Raw genomic sequence first — 14,429 nt, 5'->3', positions numbered from 1 at the left:
CGTACACCGTCACCGGCATCCCCCGCCGCACGAGCCGTTCGTCGACCAGCCGCGGACCGGCGCGCCGCGGGTTCCCCACGGGACCAGGTGCCGGCCGCGGGGCCTGCTACTTCGTGAGGTCGGTCAGCTCCCGGTTCGTGGCCTCCTCGATCCGTCGGCGCAGCGCGAACCAGCCGCCGACGAGCAGGGCCGCGATGACAGGGATGAGCAGCAGGGTCTTGCGGCCGACCTCGGGGTCGTTCCACATCAGGCCGAGGCAGACCAGCAGGAAGACGATCGTCGCGATCTCCGTGACCGGGCTGCCGGGCAGCCGGAAGGACGGCCGGGTGACGTGGCCCGCCCGGGCGCGGCGGACGAAGACCAGGTGGCAGATCATGATGATCACCCAGGTGCTGACGATCCCGAGAGAGGCCACGTTCAGCACGATCTCGAAGGCCTGGCTGGGCACGAAGTAGTTCAGGCCGACGCCGATCACGCAGACCGCGCAGGTCAGCAGGATGCCGCCGTAGGGCACCTGGCTGCGGTTCATCCTCGCCGTGAACTTCGGCGCCGAGCCGGCCATCGCCATGGAGCGCAGGATGCGGCCGGTGGAGTAGAGGCCGGAGTTCAGCGAGGACATCGCGGCGGTGAGGACGACCAGGTTCATCACGTCACCCGCGCCCTGGACGCCGATCTTCGACAGCACGGTGACGAAGGGGCTCTCGTCCCCGGAGTACACCGAACCCGGCAGCAGCAGTGCGAGCAGGACCACCGAGCCGACGTAGAACAGACCCACACGCCACATGATCGAGTTCACCGCGCGCGGCACGACCTTCTCGGGCTCCGCGGTCTCACCCGCGGCGACGCCCACCAGCTCCAGGGCCGCGTAGGCGAAGATCACGCCCTGCATCACCAGGACGACGGGCATGAGCCCGTGCGGGAAGATCCCGCCGTGGTCGGTGATCACGCCGAGACCGGGGGTACGCCCGTCCACCTCGTGCCGCGTGGCCAGCAGGAAGATGCCGACGAACATGAAGGCCACCAGGGTGGCGACCTTGATGATCGCGAACCAGAACTCCATCTCGCCGAAGATCTTCACCGAGATCAGGTTCACCGCCAGCACGACCGCGAGGGCGATCAGGGCGAGCACCCACTGCGGGACGGAGGTGAAGAAGCTCCAGTAGTGGGTGTAGAGCGCGATGGCGGTGATGTCGGCGATACCGGTCGTCGACCAGTTCAGGAAGTACATCCAGCCGGCGACGTACGCGCCCTTCTCACCGAGGAACTCTCGCGCGTACGAGACGAACGACCCGGACGACGGCCGGTACAGGACCAGCTCGCCGAGGGCGCGCACGACGAAGAAGGCGAAGACGCCGCAGACCAGGTACGCCAGCGCGAGGGCAGGACCCGCGTTGTGCAGCCGTCCTCCGGCACCGAGGAAGAGTCCGGTGCCGATCGCGCCGCCGATCGCGATCATGTTGATGTGGCGGGCTTTGAGGTCCTTGCTGTAACCGGCGTCGCCCGCGTCCGCGGGCGCCCGGGTGGCATCGGTGCGGGATGCGACCGCGGCCGTGTTCACGGCGTCCTTGCTCACGAGTGGATCTACTCTCTGGTACGCCCGGCGCTGGGGTGGTGCGCGGGTTTCCGGATGGGGCTCGGTCCGGCCACCCCTGACGCGGCACAGACCAAGGGCTCACCTTCTCGCAGAGGCAGATTTCCATGCGATGGCCCACGTCACAGAGCGGGACTTCTCACATGTTCACCACATGGGCGCCCCAGAGTGGTCATAAAGGCACGGCGGGGAACCGCTGCGGGACTCCTGGCCCCGTCCCCCGCCGTCTCAGCGGCCGTCGTTCACCGTCTCAGTGAGCGTCGGTGAACCGCTCCCCCTTCTCCGCCTTCTCCACGAGCAGCGCGGGCGGCGTGAACCGCTCGCCGTACCGCTCGGCCAGCTCCCGGGCGCGGGCCACGAAGCCGGGCAGGCCTCCCTCGTAGCCGTTGATGTACTGCAGGACGCCGCCGGTCCAGCCGGGGAAGCCGATTCCGAAGATCGACCCGATGTTGGCGTCGGCCACCGACGTCAGCACGCCCTCCTCGAGGAGCCGGACGGTGTCCAGCGCCTCCGAGAACAGCATGCGCTCCTGCATGTCCCGGAACGGGATCCGGTACCCGGGCCTGGTGAAGTGCTCCCGCAGGCCCGGCCACAGCCGGCCGCGCCTGCCGTCCTCGCCGTACTCGTAGAACCCGGCGCCGCCGCTGCGCCCGGTGCGGCCGAACTCGTCGACCATGCGGTCGATGACGGCCTCCGCCGGGTGCGCTGTCCAGGTGCCGCCCGCCTCCTCCACGGCCCGCTTCGTCTCGTTGCGGATCTTCCGGGGCAGCGTCAGCGTCAGCTCGTCCATCAGGGACAGCACCTTCGCCGGGTAGCCCGCCTGGGCCGCCGCCTGCTCGACGGACGCGGGCTCGACGCCCTCGCCGACCATCGCGACGCCCTCGTTGATGAAGTGGCCGATGACCCGGGAGGTGAAGAAGCCGCGCGAGTCGTTGACCACGATCGGCGTCTTGTTGATCTGCCGCACCAGGTCGAAGGCGCGCGCCAGCGCCTCCTCGCCGGTCCGCTTCCCCTTGATGATCTCGACGAGCGGCATCTTGTCCACCGGCGAGAAGAAGTGCAGTCCGACGAAGTCGGACTGCCGCTCCACACCCTCGGCGAGCGCCGTGATCGGCAGGGTGGAGGTGTTGGAGCACAGCAGCGCGTCGGGCTCGACGACGTTCTCGATCTCCTGGAACACCTTGTGCTTGAGCGCCGGGTCCTCGAACACGGCCTCGATGACGGCATCGCAGCCCGCGAGGTCGGCGGCCTCGGCGGTGGGCGTGATGCGGGCGAGCAGCGCGTCCGCCTTCTCCTGGGCCGTGCGCCCCTTGGCGACCGCCTTGGCGCACAGCTTCTCGGAGTAGCCCTTGCCCTTGACGGCCGCCTCCAGGGAGACGTCCTTCAGGACGACCTCGATGCCCGCGCGGGCGCACGCGTAGGCGATGCCCGCCCCCATCATGCCGGCGCCGAGGACGGCCACCTTGCGGACCTGGCGCGGTTCGATGCCCCCCGGGCGGTTGGCGCCCGAGTTGACGGCCTGGAGGTCGAAGAAGAACGCCTGGATCATGTTCTTCGCGGTCTGCCCGGTGACGAGTTCGGTGAAGTAGCGCGCCTCGATCGTCAGGGCGGTCTCGAAGTCGACCTGGGAGCCCTCGACGGCCGCCGCCAGGATGTTCCGCGGAGCCGGGTAGGGGGCGCCGTTCAGCTGCTTCTTCAGGTTGGCCGGGAAGGCGGGCAGATTGGCGGCGAACTTCGGGTTGGACGGCGTACCGCCCGGGATCTTGTAGCCGGGCTTGTCCCACGGCTGGTGGGACTCGGGGTTGGCGTCGATGAAGGCGCGGGCCCTGGCCATCATCTCCTCGGGGGTGGCCGCCACCTCGTGGACCAGACCGTTCTCCAGCGCGCGCCGGGGCGAGTACTGGGTGCCCTGGAGCAGCACCTTCAGCAGGGCGTCCGCGATGCCCATCAGGCGCACGGTGCGGGTGACACCGCCGCCCGCCGGGAGCAGACCCAGGGTGACCTCGGGAAGGCCGATCTTGGAGCCGGGGGCGTCGAGGGCGATGCGGTGGTGGGAGGCGAGCGCGATCTCGTAACCGCCGCCGAGGGCGGCGCCGTTGAGGGCGGCGACGACCGGCCTGCCGAGGGTCTCGATACGGCGCAGGGAGTTCTTGATCGCCACACCGGTCTCGAACGCCTGCCGGGCGTCCTCCGGGCCGGCCTTGATCATGTCCTTGAGGTCGCCGCCCGCGAAGAAGGTCTTCTTCGCGGAGGTGTAGATGATGCCGCGGATGGACTCCTTCTCGGCCTCGGCCCGCTCGGCGATCGCCGCGATCGACTCCTTGAACGCCCGGTTCATGGTGTTCGCGGACTGGTTCGGGTCGTCGAGGACGAGGGTGACGACGCCGGTGTCGTCCTGCTCCCAGCGGATGGTGGTGGACTCTGTGCTCATCGGGGTGCTCCGTAAGGTCCGTCGGATCCGTGGGGATCCGTTCGATCCGTTCGATCCGTTGGGAAGGTCAGACGCGCTCGACGATCGTCGCGATGCCCATGCCGCCGCCCACGCACAGCGTGGCCAGCCCGAACCGCTTGTCCTGCCGCTCCAGCTCGTCCACCAGCGTGCCGAGGATCATCGCGCCGGTCGCCCCGAGCGGGTGACCGAGCGCGATGGCGCCGCCGTTGACGTTGACCTTGTCCAGGGACAGCCCCATGTCCTTGACGAAACGCAGCACGACCGCGGCGAACGCCTCGTTGATCTCGACGAGGTCGATGTCGTCGACCGTCAGCCCGGCCTTGGCGAGGGCCTTGCGGGTGGCGGGCGCGGGACCGGTGAGCATGATCGTCGGCTCGGAGCCGGAGACCGCCGCGGACACGATCCTGGCCCGGGGCCGCATCCCGTACCGCTCGCCGGCCTCCTTCGACCCGACGGCGACGAGGGCCGCGCCGTCGACGATGCCGGAGGAGTTGCCCGCGTGGTGGACATGGTCGATCTGCTCGATCCAGTGGTACTTCTGCAATGCCACCGCGTCGAAGCCGCCCAGTTCGCCGATGTCCGCGAAGGACGGCTTGAGCCCCGCGAGCGAGTCGGCGGTCGTGCCGGGCCGCATGTGCTCGTCGTGGTCGAGGACGACGAGTCCGCTGCGGTCCTTCACCGGGACCACGGAGCGGTCGAAGCGGCCGTCCTTCCAGGCCGCCGCCGCCCGCTCCTGGGAGAGCGCCGCGTACTCGTCGACGTCCCTGCGGGAGAAGCCCTCGATGGTGGCGATGAGGTCGGCGCCGATGCCCTGCGGCACGAAGTTGACGGTCATGTTGGTCATCGGGTCGGCGAACCAGGCGCCGCCGTCCGAGGCCATCGGGACGCGGGACATGGACTCGACGCCGCCCGCGAGCACCAGGTCCTCCCACCCCGAGCGGACCTTCGCGGCGGCCAGGTTGACCGCTTCGAGACCGGACGCACAGAAGCGGTTCTCCTGGACGCCGGCCACCGTGTCGGGCAGTCCGGCGGCGATCGCGGCGATCCGGGCGATGTCGGAGCCCTGGTCGCCGACCGGGCTCACCACACCGAGCACGATGTCGTCGATCGCGGCGGGGTCGAGATCGGGAAAACGCCGCCGGGTCTCGTGGATGAGCCCGACCACCAGGTCGATGGGCTTGGTGCCGTGCAGGGCGCCGTTGGCCTTGCCGCGCCCGCGCGGGGTGCGGATCGCGTCGTAGACGTACGCTTCGGTGCTCAACTGTCAGCCTTTCGAGGAGGGTCGGCCGGGCAGGCGCGGCTCAGGAGGGTCGAAAGCTTCGTCGGTCGCCGCTCCGAGGAGTCGCGGCACGTCCCAGTCGCGGGCGACGTCCCCGGTGTCGGCGCCGGGCTGGGCGGGCCCGCCGTGCACCGCCGTATGGGTGACCGAGAAACGGGGGGCGGGCGCCGGCTGGGTGATGCCTCCGTGGTCGGTGAAGGTGCCGCGGGCGGCGAGGTGGGGGTGTGCCGGCGCCTCCCTAAGCGACAGGACCGGCGCCACGCACGCGTCGGAGCCTTCGAAGACGGCGGTCCACTCGTCGCGCGTGCGGGTCTTGAAGCGGGCCGCGACCATCTCCCGGAGTTCACCCCAACGGGCGACGTCCTTGCGGGCCGGGGCCCGGTCCGCGATGCCCAGCAGCTCCACGAACTCTGTGTAGAACTGCTGCTCGAGGGCGCCCACCGCCATGTACCGGCCGTCGGCCGTCTCGTAGATGCCGTAGAACGGGCAGCCTCCGTCGAGAAGGTTGACCCCGCGCCGGTCCTGCCAGCCCCCGGCGGCGAGCATGCCGTGGATCATCGAGGACAGGTGTGCGGTGCCGTCGACGATGGCCGCGTCCACCACCTGGCCGGTTCCGGTCGCGCGGGCGTGGTGGAGGGCGGCGAGAACGCCGACGACGAGGTAGAGCGCACCTCCCGCGTAGTCGCCGACGAGGTTCGCGGGGATCGCGGGCGGCGCGTCCGGGGTGCCGATCATGCCGAGCGTGCCGGTGAGCGCGATGTAGGCGATGTCGTGTCCGGCGCGCGGGGCGAGGGGACCCTCCTGGCCCCAGCCGGTCATCCGGCCGTAGACGAGCCGGGGGTTGCGGGCGTGGCAGGTCTCCGGACCGACGCCGAGGCGTTCCGCGACACCCGGACGGTAGCCCTCGATGAGGATGTCGGCGCGCTCGGCCAGGGCCAGGACGCGGGCCGGGCCCTCGCCTGTCTTCAGGTCGACGATCACCGAGCGTTTGTTGCGGTTGGTGACGTCGTACGCCGGGTCGATGGCGAGCCCGGAGCCGTTCGGCCGGTCCACGCGGACGACGTCGGCGCCGAGGTCGGCGAGCAGCATGCCGGCGAACGGACCGGGTCCGATGCCGGCCAGCTCGACGACGCGCACGCCGGCGAGGGGGCCCCGCCCCGGCGTCCTTGCCACTGCCATCCGGCCCCCAGCTCCGTGACACACCCGATGCGACATCGGTGATGTTGAGAACGTGTTCCAGTACGGGCACTATCCGATCGAGCAAGCGCTTAGTCAAGCGGGGGGCCCGAGCGTGTACTCTCCGTATACGCATTCTCGTCTCACGGTAGCCGCAACCACCGACAACGGCGCGAGGGCGGGCCGTCACCGGCCCGGCGTCAGGCCCCCCACTCGAGGACCGTGACGACCATTCCGACGATCCAGGCGAGCCCTGCGAGAACGGCGAGCAGCAGAGCGGCCGTCACGGCACGCTCGACGGGCTGGGCGGGGTGGACGGGGTGACTCACGGTCTTGGGCGCACGGTGTGTCGTCATGCGCCCCACCCTGCCGATCACGGCGGGGCGGTCACATCCGTACGCGTACTCAGGCGACGTACTCAGGTCGCGGACCCGACCGCCTCCTGGAGGGCGCGCCGACACAGCCTGTCGGCGCGCCGGGTGGACTCGGGGATGCGGTACGCGGGGGCGAGCGCGAGAGTGTGCGCACAGGCGGCGCCGAGGCCGACGCGGTGCCCCACGGAGACGAACACCGGCTTGACGCCCGCCTGTGTGCGCAGAGCGCTGCCGACCTCTTCGGTGCCCGCGAGAAGCGGGCTCCTGCTGCCGCGTTCGGTCCCGGGGTCCTCGTAGGTGAAGGTGAACGGGTTCTTGGCGACGCCGATCGTGGGCAGTCCGGTCAGGACGCCGAGGTGGCTCGCCAGACCGAAACGGCGCGGGTGGGCGAGGCCGTAGCCGTCGCAGACGACGAGCCCGGGTTCGCGGTCCAGTGCCTCCAACGCGGCCAGGACGGTGGGGATCTCACGGAAGGCGAGCAGACCGGGAACGTACGGGAAGGAGACCTCACCGACGGCCGTGGCCTCGGCGAGAGGGGTGTGAGTGGCCGCGTCCAGGACGACGGCCGCCGCCGCGACCACGCCGCGCTCGTCGTCGTAGGCGACGTCGACCCCCGTCACGGGGCCGGCCCCGGGCGGCGGCCCCGGTTCGTCGAGGATCACCCGGCCGCGCAGCTCGTCCTGCACGGCACGAGCCTCTTCTTCGGTCGCGGGCCAGCCCGCGGGGGTGCGTACGGTGGTCATGGTGGTGACGAGCGTACGACCCCGCGGCCCGCCGTCACTTACCCAGCGCGCGCTGCAGCTCGCTCTTGTTCATGTCCGAGCGGCCGCGGATGTTGCGCCGCTTGGCCTCCTCGTACAGCTGGTCGTACGTCTGCCCCTGGGAGCCCTTGCCCGCGCGCTGTCCACCGCGCTTTGCGGACGACTTGTCCTGGGTGGACGTGCGGCTCGCGGTCTTGGACTCACCGGAACGGGCGCGCTCCTTGTTCACGGTCCGCGCCGCGATCACCTTGGCGCGTCCCTCGCTCTCCCCGCGGTCGCGCGCGCTTTCCTTTATGTGCTCGTACTGACGTTCCCGCTTGGGGCTCGAGCCGCGTGGCATGACCGTCACTTCCTCTCCGGATCCGGGTGCCCGACGAGTACCCCCCTTCGCCGCGGTTCACCGTCGACGTCCGCCCGGGAACCCTACGCGTGTGCGCGGTGTCCTCTCCGGTGTCTCGCAGAGCGCGGGACACCGGAGTGATCGCCCTCACCGTGCACCGTCCGGTGGCATGGACTCGGTGACAGAGGTCACTCGTATTTCATGTGCACGGATCGGCCGATTCCATCGTCTCTTCAAGTGCCTGGCCTCATCCGCCCGAAGTCCGCCCAGCCGTCACAGAAGCCCGTCCAGCCGTCACAAGGGAGCAAGGCGTTGTCCACCGTCATCGAGCAGCCCGTGGAGGCCCGCCTCGTCGCTGCCGCGCCGCGTATGCAGAGCATTCCGGCCGTGCTCCGCTACGACCGGAGCGACCCGTTCGCCGTCCGCATGACCTTCCCCGCCCCGGCCACCCTGGAGGGTGTGGAGGTGTGCTGGACCTTCGCCCGCGAACTCCTCAGCGCCGGTCTGGAGGGCCCGGAGGGCCACGGCGACGTCCGGGTGCGGCCGTACGGCTACGAACGCACCGTCCTGGAGTTCCACGCCCCGGAGGGCACCGCCGTGGTGCACGTCCACTCGGACGAGATCGAGCGCTTCCTGCAGCGGACCACCGAGCTGGTGCCGGTGGGTCTGGAGCATCTTCAGGTGGACCTGGACCACGACCTCGCGGAGCTGATGCGGGACGCGTGCTGAGCTCCCCGGTGCGCCCGCTCCCGGTCGGCGGATTCGACGGCGCGTGCGGGCCGTCCGTGGCCGGTCGCACCCGCTCGGCGGAGCCCGGACACCGTCACGACCCCGCACCCTTCGGCACTACTGACGGTCCCCGCCCAGCAGCCCGTTGAGCTCCGCGTAGTCGAGGCCGACGGCCAGTGCGTCGTACGTTCCCGCGTCGAGCAGCTCCCGTGCGGCGCGGTGGACCAGGGCGTGGGCGGCCTGGGCGATGCCCGAGCCGACACTGACCCGGGCGACGCCGAGGGCGGCCAGTTCGGCGACCGTGGGCGCGCCTGGGCCGGCCATCACGTTCAGCGGGCCCTCGATGCCCTCGGCGAGCGCCTTCACGGTCACCGGTTCGACGGCCCCGGGGACGAAGACGCCGTCCGCCCCGGCGGCGAGGAACGCGGCGGCCCGCTCCAGGGTCTCCTCCAGGCCTCCGGCACCGCGCAGATACGTGTCCACGCGCGCGTTGACGAACAGCGGCACCCCGGCCGCCTCGGCGGCCTCGCGCGCGGCTGCGATGCGCGCGGCCTGCTCGGCGACCGGGCGCAGCGCGTCGCCGCCGCCGTACAGGCCGTCCTCGATGTTGACGCCGACGGCGCCCGCCGCCAGCACCGCCCTGATCGTGTCACCGACGCCCGCGGCGTCATCGGCGTACCCGGTCTCGATGTCCGCGCTCACCGGGACGGTCACCGCATCCGCGATCCGGGTCAGGGCCGCGACGGCGTCGCCGCCGGAGAGCCGGTCCCCGTCGGCGGCGCCCAGCTCCCAGGCGAGTCCGGCGCTCGTGGTGGCGACGGCCGCGGCCCCCGAGTCCTCGACGAGCCTCGCGCTGGCGACGTCCCAGACGTTGGGCAGCACGAGCGGACGACCGGGCACATGCAGGGAACGGAAGGCGAGGGCCTGCTCACGCGGCGAGGTGTTGTTCGTCATGCGGACGAGTCAACCAGCGGGCGGCGGCCGGTGGCTGGCGGAAATCCGACATGCGGGTAGGGGCGACAAGGGCGAGGGACCGGGCTTGTACTCGGCGCCGATAAACGCGTTGACGCTCCCACGAGCCCCTCGTACGGTGTTCAACGCTTCTGTTGCCGCCGGGAGGAGAAGGACGTTGCTCGTCTGAGGTCTTGAGACACCGCGTCACACGGCACTGCCCGTGTCTGTGTGCGTCGCGTGCGACCTCGGTGTGCGAGCCGTCCTTTCGGTGCGGAGCTTCCTCTTCCCTCCGTTCGCGGACCGTCGCCTCAAGCGGTGTCTCACACGCGTTGCCCGACACCCGCCCCCTTGAGCAACCGCGAGGCCCGTATGGCACCTTCCATCACCTGTACGTCCCTGTCCTTCTGCTGGCCCGACGGCACCTCCGTCTTCGACGACCTCCAGGTCGCCTTCGGCGCCGGCAGGACCGGACTCGTCGGAACCAACGGATCCGGGAAGTCCACCCTGTTGAAGCTGATCGCCGGTGAACTCACCCCGGCTTCGGGCACCGTGCGCGTCGCGGGAGCGGTCGGTCATCTGCCGCAGAACGTGACGCTCGACACCGCCCTGCGGGTCGACGAGGCCCTCGGCATCGCCGCCCAGCGCGCCGCGCTGCACGCCATCGAGGCGGGCGACGTGGCGGAGGAGCACTTCGCGACCGTCGGCGACGACTGGGACGTGGAGGAGCGCGCCCAGGTGACGCTCGGCGAACTCGGCCTCGGTCACATCGGGTTGGACCGCACCATCGGCGAGGTCTCCGGCGGCGAGTCCGTCCTGCTGCGGCTGGCCGCGCTGCTGCTGCGCCGCCCGGACGTGCTGCTGCTCGACGAACCCACCAACAACCTCGACCTGTACGCGCGCAGACGGCTGTACTCGGCGGTCGAGGCGTGGCCGGGGGTCATGATCGTGGTCAGCCACGACCGGGAACTCCTCGACCGTGTCGACCAGATCGCCGATCTGCACGGCGGGGAGATCACCTGGTTCGGCGGCACCTTCTCCGCGTACGAGGAGGCACTGGCCGTCGAACAGGAGGCGGCCGAACGGATGGTGCGCGTCGCCGAGGCCGACCTGCGCAAGCAGAAGCGTGAACTGGTCGACGCGCAGGTGAAGTTGGCACGCCGCAAGCGGTACGGGCAGAAGATGTGGGACAACAAGCGCGAACCGAAGATCGTCATGGGAGCGCGCAAGCGGGCCGCACAGGAGTCTGCCGGCAAGCACCGTCTCCTGCACGAGGAGCGGCTCGCCGAGGCCAGGGAAAGACTGGACGAGGCGGTGGAGGCGGTCCGGGACGACGACGAGATCCGCGTCGACCTGCCGCACACGGCGGTACCGCCCGGGCGGGCCGTCCTGACGCTGCGGGACCTGGAGCCGGCGTACGGCGCCCGTGTGCACGGCGGCCTGGAACTGCGCGGCCCCGAGCGGGTCGCGCTGATCGGGCGCAACGGCGCGGGCAAGACCACGCTGCTGCGCACCATCGCGGGCGAGTTGGACCCGGTGGCGGGCGAGGCGACGGCGCACGTGCCGCTGCGTTTCCTGCCGCAGCGGCTCGACGTCCTCGACGACGGGCTGACGGTCGCGCAGAACGTGGCCCGGTTCGCACCCACCGCCACCAACAACCGGATCCGGGCCCGCCTGGCCCGCTTCCTGTTCCGCGGCAGCCGGGCCGACCAGCCGGCCGGGACCCTGTCGGGCGGCGAGCGCTTCCGCGCCGCCCTGGCCGCGCTGATGCTCGCCGAGCCGGCGCCGCAGCTGCTGATGCTGGACGAGCCGACCAACAACCTCGACATGGCGAGCGTGCGGCAGCTCACCACGGCCCTGGAGTCGTACGAGGGCGCGTTGGTCGTGGCGAGCCACGACCTGCCGTTCCTGGAGTCGATCGGCATCACACGCTGGCTGCTGCTCGACGGAGAGCTGAAGGAGACCACGCCGGAGGCCGTCGGGGAGGCCGACCGGCCCTGAACGGGGCGGCGCCGGTTCGCACGGTCGCGGAACCCGGGGCTTTGTCCCCGGGTTCCGGCCCTGCATGATGGCGGGCGACATCATCAGCCGAGACGGAGTTCCGCACGTGCCCAGCAACAAGGCCCTCATCCGCCGACCCAGCCCGCGCCTTGCCGAGGGGCTGGTGACCCACATCGAGCGGGAGAAGGTCGACGTCGATCGCGCGCTCGAGCAGTGGGAGGCGTACGCGGGGACGCTGCGCGAGCACGGCTGGGAGACGATCGAGGTGGAACCGGCCGACGACTGCCCGGACTCGGTGTTCGTCGAGGACGCGGTCGTGATGTACAAGAACGTCGCACTGATCACACGACCGGGCGCCGAGTCACGGCGCGAGGAGACGGCGGGAGTCGAGGAGGCCGTGGCCCGGCTGGGCTGTTCGGTGAACTGGATCTGGGAGCCGGGCACTCTCGACGGGGGCGATGTCCTGAAGATCGACGACACGATCTACGTCGGCCGCAGCGGACGCACCAACGCGGCCGCCGTCCAGCAGATGCGCGCGGTGTTCGAACCACTGGGCGCCCGGGTGGTCCCGGTGCCCGTCACCAAGGTGCTGCACCTGAAGTCGGCGGTCACCGCGCTGCCCGACGGCACGGTCATCGGCCATGTGCCGCTGGTGGACAAGCCGTCGCTGTTCCCGCGCTTCCTGCCGGTTCCGGAGGAGTCCGGAGCGCACGTCGTGCTGCTCGGCGGCGACAGGCTGCTCATGGCGGCCAGCGCGCCGAACACTGCGGACCTGCTGGCCGACCTCGGTCATGAACCGGTCCTCGTCGACATCAGCGAGTTCGAGAAGCTCGAGGGATGTGTGACGTGCCTGTCGGTGCGGCTGCGGGAGTTGTACGACTGACCAGGTGAGGCGGCCACCCGTTCGTCCCCGTCGACCTCACGTCGGCGGTGACTTCCGTATACCCGGACGGAGTCTCCCCCTTGGGGTCTTTCAGGCATATGGGCTGGGCTTTTACAGCGTGCTTAACCTACGGATTCGTAACCTACGGATTCGTAGCCTACGATCCCGTAAGTTCCGGCACCGCTCGCCGGCCGCACCGCTGTCCCTCCCCGCCTTTCTGGAGTTCCTGTGACGATCACCTCTCCCCACCTCGGCAGCCCCTCCGTCTGGACCGACGCACGGCTGCTGTACGCCCTGGAGGAAGTGGTCGAGAACGAGCTGAACCGCCATCTGCAGGTCGCCAAGGACTGGATGCCGCACGAGTACGTCCCCTGGGGCGACGGCCGCAACTTCCCGGGCTTCTTCGAGGACGGCGTGGCCTGGGAGAAGGAGCAGTCGAAGGTCACCGACATCGGCCGGATCGCGCTGGTCGTCAATCTCCTGACGGAGGACAACCTCCCCAGCTACCACCACGAGATCGCCACGCTGTTCGGCCGCGACGGCGCCTGGGGCACCTGGGTGCACCGCTGGACGGCGGAAGAGGGCAGGCACGGCATCGTGATGCGGGACTACCTGCTCGCCTCCCGCGCGGTCGACCCCGACCAGCTGGAACGTTTCCGCATGGCGCACATGAGCGAGGGCTTCGAGTCGGACAACCGGCACTCGATGCTGCACTCCGTCGCCTACGTCGCCTTCCAGGAGCTGGCCACCCGCATCTCGCACCGCAACACCGGCCACCAGTCCGGCGACCCGGTCTGCGACCGGATGCTGGCCCGCATCGCGACCGACGAGAACCTGCACATGGTGTTCTACCGGAACCTGCTGAAGGCCGCGTTCGAGATCGCGCCCGACCCGACCATGCAGGCGGTGCGGGACGTCGTGGTGGGCTTTCGCATGCCCGGCCACGGCATCCCCGGCTTCGAGCGAGCCGCCGCGCAGATGGCGATCGGCGAGGTCTACAACCTGCGCATCCACCACGACGACGTACTCCAGCCGGTGCTCCGCTTCCTGAAGGTCCTGCAGATCGACGGCCTCGGCCCCGAAGGCCTCCGGGCTCAGGAGGAACTCGGCCTGTTCATGGACGGCCTCAACAGCGAGGCCACGCGGTTCGACGAGAAGCTGGCCGCCCGCAAGGCGCGCATGGCGGCCCGGGCCTAGGCGTAACCGCGTCGGGTACCCGTATCCGAGTTCGTATCCGCCTCCGGATCCGCAGCAAACGCCACCTCGCGCCACCCTGTTCGCCGCACCGAAGCATCCCTCAGCATGCATATGCCGGGTGGACGTCCGCGCGGGCCGACCCGCCCGGTCTGTCCCTGTCGTACGCCTGGTCGGGCCGGTCGGGCCGGGTGACGCCCCTGGAGCGGGTCATGACGAATGCGATGTGGATGCGAGGCGTCCAGTGGCTGGCCGCCGCCCCGGACCCGCTCGCCTGCGCACAGCAGTGGGAGCGGGGTGAGGGCACGGTGCTGCTGGAGGCCGGACGCCACTGGGACGTGGTGAGCGTTCCGCGTCGGCTGGGGCTGCTCGCCCTGGACATTCTGTGGGACGACCCGCTGCGGACACCCGGACCGACGCTGGTGGACTCCGCGGCGCTCAGGGTGGGTTTCTTCCTGCCGCCGGATCCGCCCGGTCACTGGGCCGGCGCCGGGGTCCGCCATGCGAGCAGGGGTACCTGGGTCGCCGTGCCTCCGCCGTACCGGCCCGCCGGTTCCCTGGAGTGGATCGTCCCGCCCGACGGGAGCGGGCTGCTGCATTCCCCGGTCGTCCTGCGGCGGGCGCTGCGCGAGGCGGGCGAGACGCTCGCCGTACTGGCAACCGTCAGCGAGGACTGACCCCGGGCCGCCCCCCTCCGT

13 protein-coding genes are annotated in these 14,429 nt (G+C 70.7%); 5 read left to right on the top strand and 8 right to left on the bottom strand.

The features are described 5' to 3' along the window. Nucleotides 1–106: 106 nt before the first annotated feature. From C3488_RS17030 to C3488_RS17005, 7 genes are all read right to left on the bottom strand, one after another. Nucleotides 107–1,573 carry an amino acid permease gene (locus tag C3488_RS17030; protein WP_103840292.1) on the bottom strand — a complete coding sequence of 489 codons (1,467 nt, stop codon included), beginning with the start codon at nt 1,571–1,573 and terminating at the stop codon, nt 107–109. 268 nt (nt 1,574–1,841) lie between these two features. Beyond that, nucleotides 1,842–4,022, bottom strand: a complete 2,181-nt coding sequence (locus C3488_RS17025) for a 3-hydroxyacyl-CoA dehydrogenase NAD-binding domain-containing protein (protein WP_103840291.1) — start codon at nt 4,020–4,022, stop codon at nt 1,842–1,844. Between the two features lie 67 nt (nt 4,023–4,089). Continuing rightward, nucleotides 4,090–5,304: an acetyl-CoA C-acetyltransferase gene (locus tag C3488_RS17020; protein ID WP_103840290.1), complete on the bottom strand. Its 1,215-nt coding sequence runs from the start codon at nt 5,302–5,304 to the stop codon at nt 4,090–4,092. Between the two features lie 3 nt (nt 5,305–5,307). Continuing rightward, the gene (locus tag C3488_RS17015; protein WP_103840289.1) at nt 5,308–6,501 is read right to left on the bottom strand and encodes a CaiB/BaiF CoA-transferase family protein; all 1,194 of its coding nucleotides are present in this window, start codon (nt 6,499–6,501) and stop codon (nt 5,308–5,310) included. Between the two features lie 197 nt (nt 6,502–6,698). Continuing rightward, the gene (gene mmpA, locus C3488_RS40560; RefSeq protein WP_181139055.1) at nt 6,699–6,854 is read right to left on the bottom strand and encodes a morphogenic membrane protein MmpA; all 156 of its coding nucleotides are present in this window, start codon (nt 6,852–6,854) and stop codon (nt 6,699–6,701) included. Between the two features lie 62 nt (nt 6,855–6,916). Then, entirely contained in the window at nt 6,917–7,615 is a 699-nt protein-coding gene (locus C3488_RS17010; protein ID WP_103840288.1) for an endonuclease V, read from the bottom strand. Nucleotides 7,616–7,649: 34 nt separating this feature from the next. Further along, nucleotides 7,650–7,973 (bottom strand): plasmid stabilization protein, encoded by a 324-nt coding sequence (locus C3488_RS17005; RefSeq protein WP_103840287.1) that lies wholly within the window; start codon nt 7,971–7,973, stop codon nt 7,650–7,652. 312 nt (nt 7,974–8,285) lie between these two features. Between C3488_RS17005 and C3488_RS17000 the strand changes: the two genes are divergently transcribed. Then, nucleotides 8,286–8,702 carry an SsgA family sporulation/cell division regulator gene (locus C3488_RS17000; protein WP_103840286.1) on the top strand — a complete coding sequence of 139 codons (417 nt, stop codon included), beginning with the start codon at nt 8,286–8,288 and terminating at the stop codon, nt 8,700–8,702. A 117-nt stretch (nt 8,703–8,819) separates the two neighbouring features. Here the strand turns inward: C3488_RS17000 and C3488_RS16995 are convergent, their stop codons facing one another. Next, on the bottom strand, nt 8,820–9,656 hold the full coding sequence (locus C3488_RS16995) for an isocitrate lyase/phosphoenolpyruvate mutase family protein (protein WP_103840285.1): 837 nt from the start codon (nt 9,654–9,656) through the stop codon (nt 8,820–8,822). Between the two features lie 369 nt (nt 9,657–10,025). Here C3488_RS16995 and C3488_RS16990 point away from each other — a divergent pair, with 369 nt between their 5' ends. The 4 genes from C3488_RS16990 to C3488_RS16975 all read left to right on the top strand — a co-directional run bounded on the left by C3488_RS16990 (nt 10,026) and on the right by C3488_RS16975 (nt 14,408). Further along, a complete protein-coding gene (locus tag C3488_RS16990; protein ID WP_103840284.1) occupies nt 10,026–11,654 on the top strand; it encodes an ABC-F family ATP-binding cassette domain-containing protein in 1,629 nt (542 codons plus the stop codon). Nucleotides 11,655–11,760: 106 nt separating this feature from the next. Then, nucleotides 11,761–12,537, top strand: coding sequence for a dimethylargininase (ddaH, locus tag C3488_RS16985; RefSeq protein ID WP_103840322.1), 777 nt, complete (start codon nt 11,761–11,763; stop codon nt 12,535–12,537). Nucleotides 12,538–12,765: 228 nt separating this feature from the next. Beyond that, entirely contained in the window at nt 12,766–13,734 is a 969-nt protein-coding gene (locus C3488_RS16980) for an acyl-ACP desaturase (protein ID WP_103840283.1), read from the top strand. Between the two features lie 209 nt (nt 13,735–13,943). Continuing rightward, entirely contained in the window at nt 13,944–14,408 is a 465-nt protein-coding gene (locus tag C3488_RS16975) for a hypothetical protein (protein ID WP_103840282.1), read from the top strand. Nucleotides 14,409–14,429: the final 21 nt, after the last annotated feature.

It is taken from the genome of Streptomyces sp. Ru72, from assembly GCF_002920635.1.
Taxonomy (GTDB): Bacteria; Actinomycetota; Actinomycetes; order Streptomycetales; family Streptomycetaceae; genus Streptomyces.
The sequence above is the reverse complement of the archived record's forward strand: the minus strand, read 5'-3'. Positions and strand labels throughout refer to the sequence as shown.

What these genes read in the sequence shown, in the direction of transcription:
- C3488_RS17025 (WP_103840291.1), bottom strand. Translation starts at nt 4,022, where the DNA reads ATGAGCACAGAGTCCACCACCATCCGCTGGGAGCAGGACGACACCGGC.
- C3488_RS17015 (WP_103840289.1), bottom strand. Translation starts at nt 6,501, where the DNA reads ATGGCAGTGGCAAGGACGCCGGGGCGGGGCCCCCTCGCCGGCGTGCGC.
- mmpA (WP_181139055.1), bottom strand. Translation starts at nt 6,854, where the DNA reads ATGACGACACACCGTGCGCCCAAGACCGTGAGTCACCCCGTCCACCCC.
- C3488_RS17010 (WP_103840288.1), bottom strand. Translation starts at nt 7,615, where the DNA reads ATGACCACCGTACGCACCCCCGCGGGCTGGCCCGCGACCGAAGAAGAG.
- C3488_RS17005 (WP_103840287.1), bottom strand. Translation starts at nt 7,973, where the DNA reads ATGCCACGCGGCTCGAGCCCCAAGCGGGAACGTCAGTACGAGCACATA.
- C3488_RS16995 (WP_103840285.1), bottom strand. Translation starts at nt 9,656, where the DNA reads ATGACGAACAACACCTCGCCGCGTGAGCAGGCCCTCGCCTTCCGTTCC.
- C3488_RS16990 (WP_103840284.1), top strand. Translation starts at nt 10,026, where the DNA reads ATGGCACCTTCCATCACCTGTACGTCCCTGTCCTTCTGCTGGCCCGAC.
- C3488_RS16975 (WP_103840282.1), top strand. Translation starts at nt 13,944, where the DNA reads ATGACGAATGCGATGTGGATGCGAGGCGTCCAGTGGCTGGCCGCCGCC.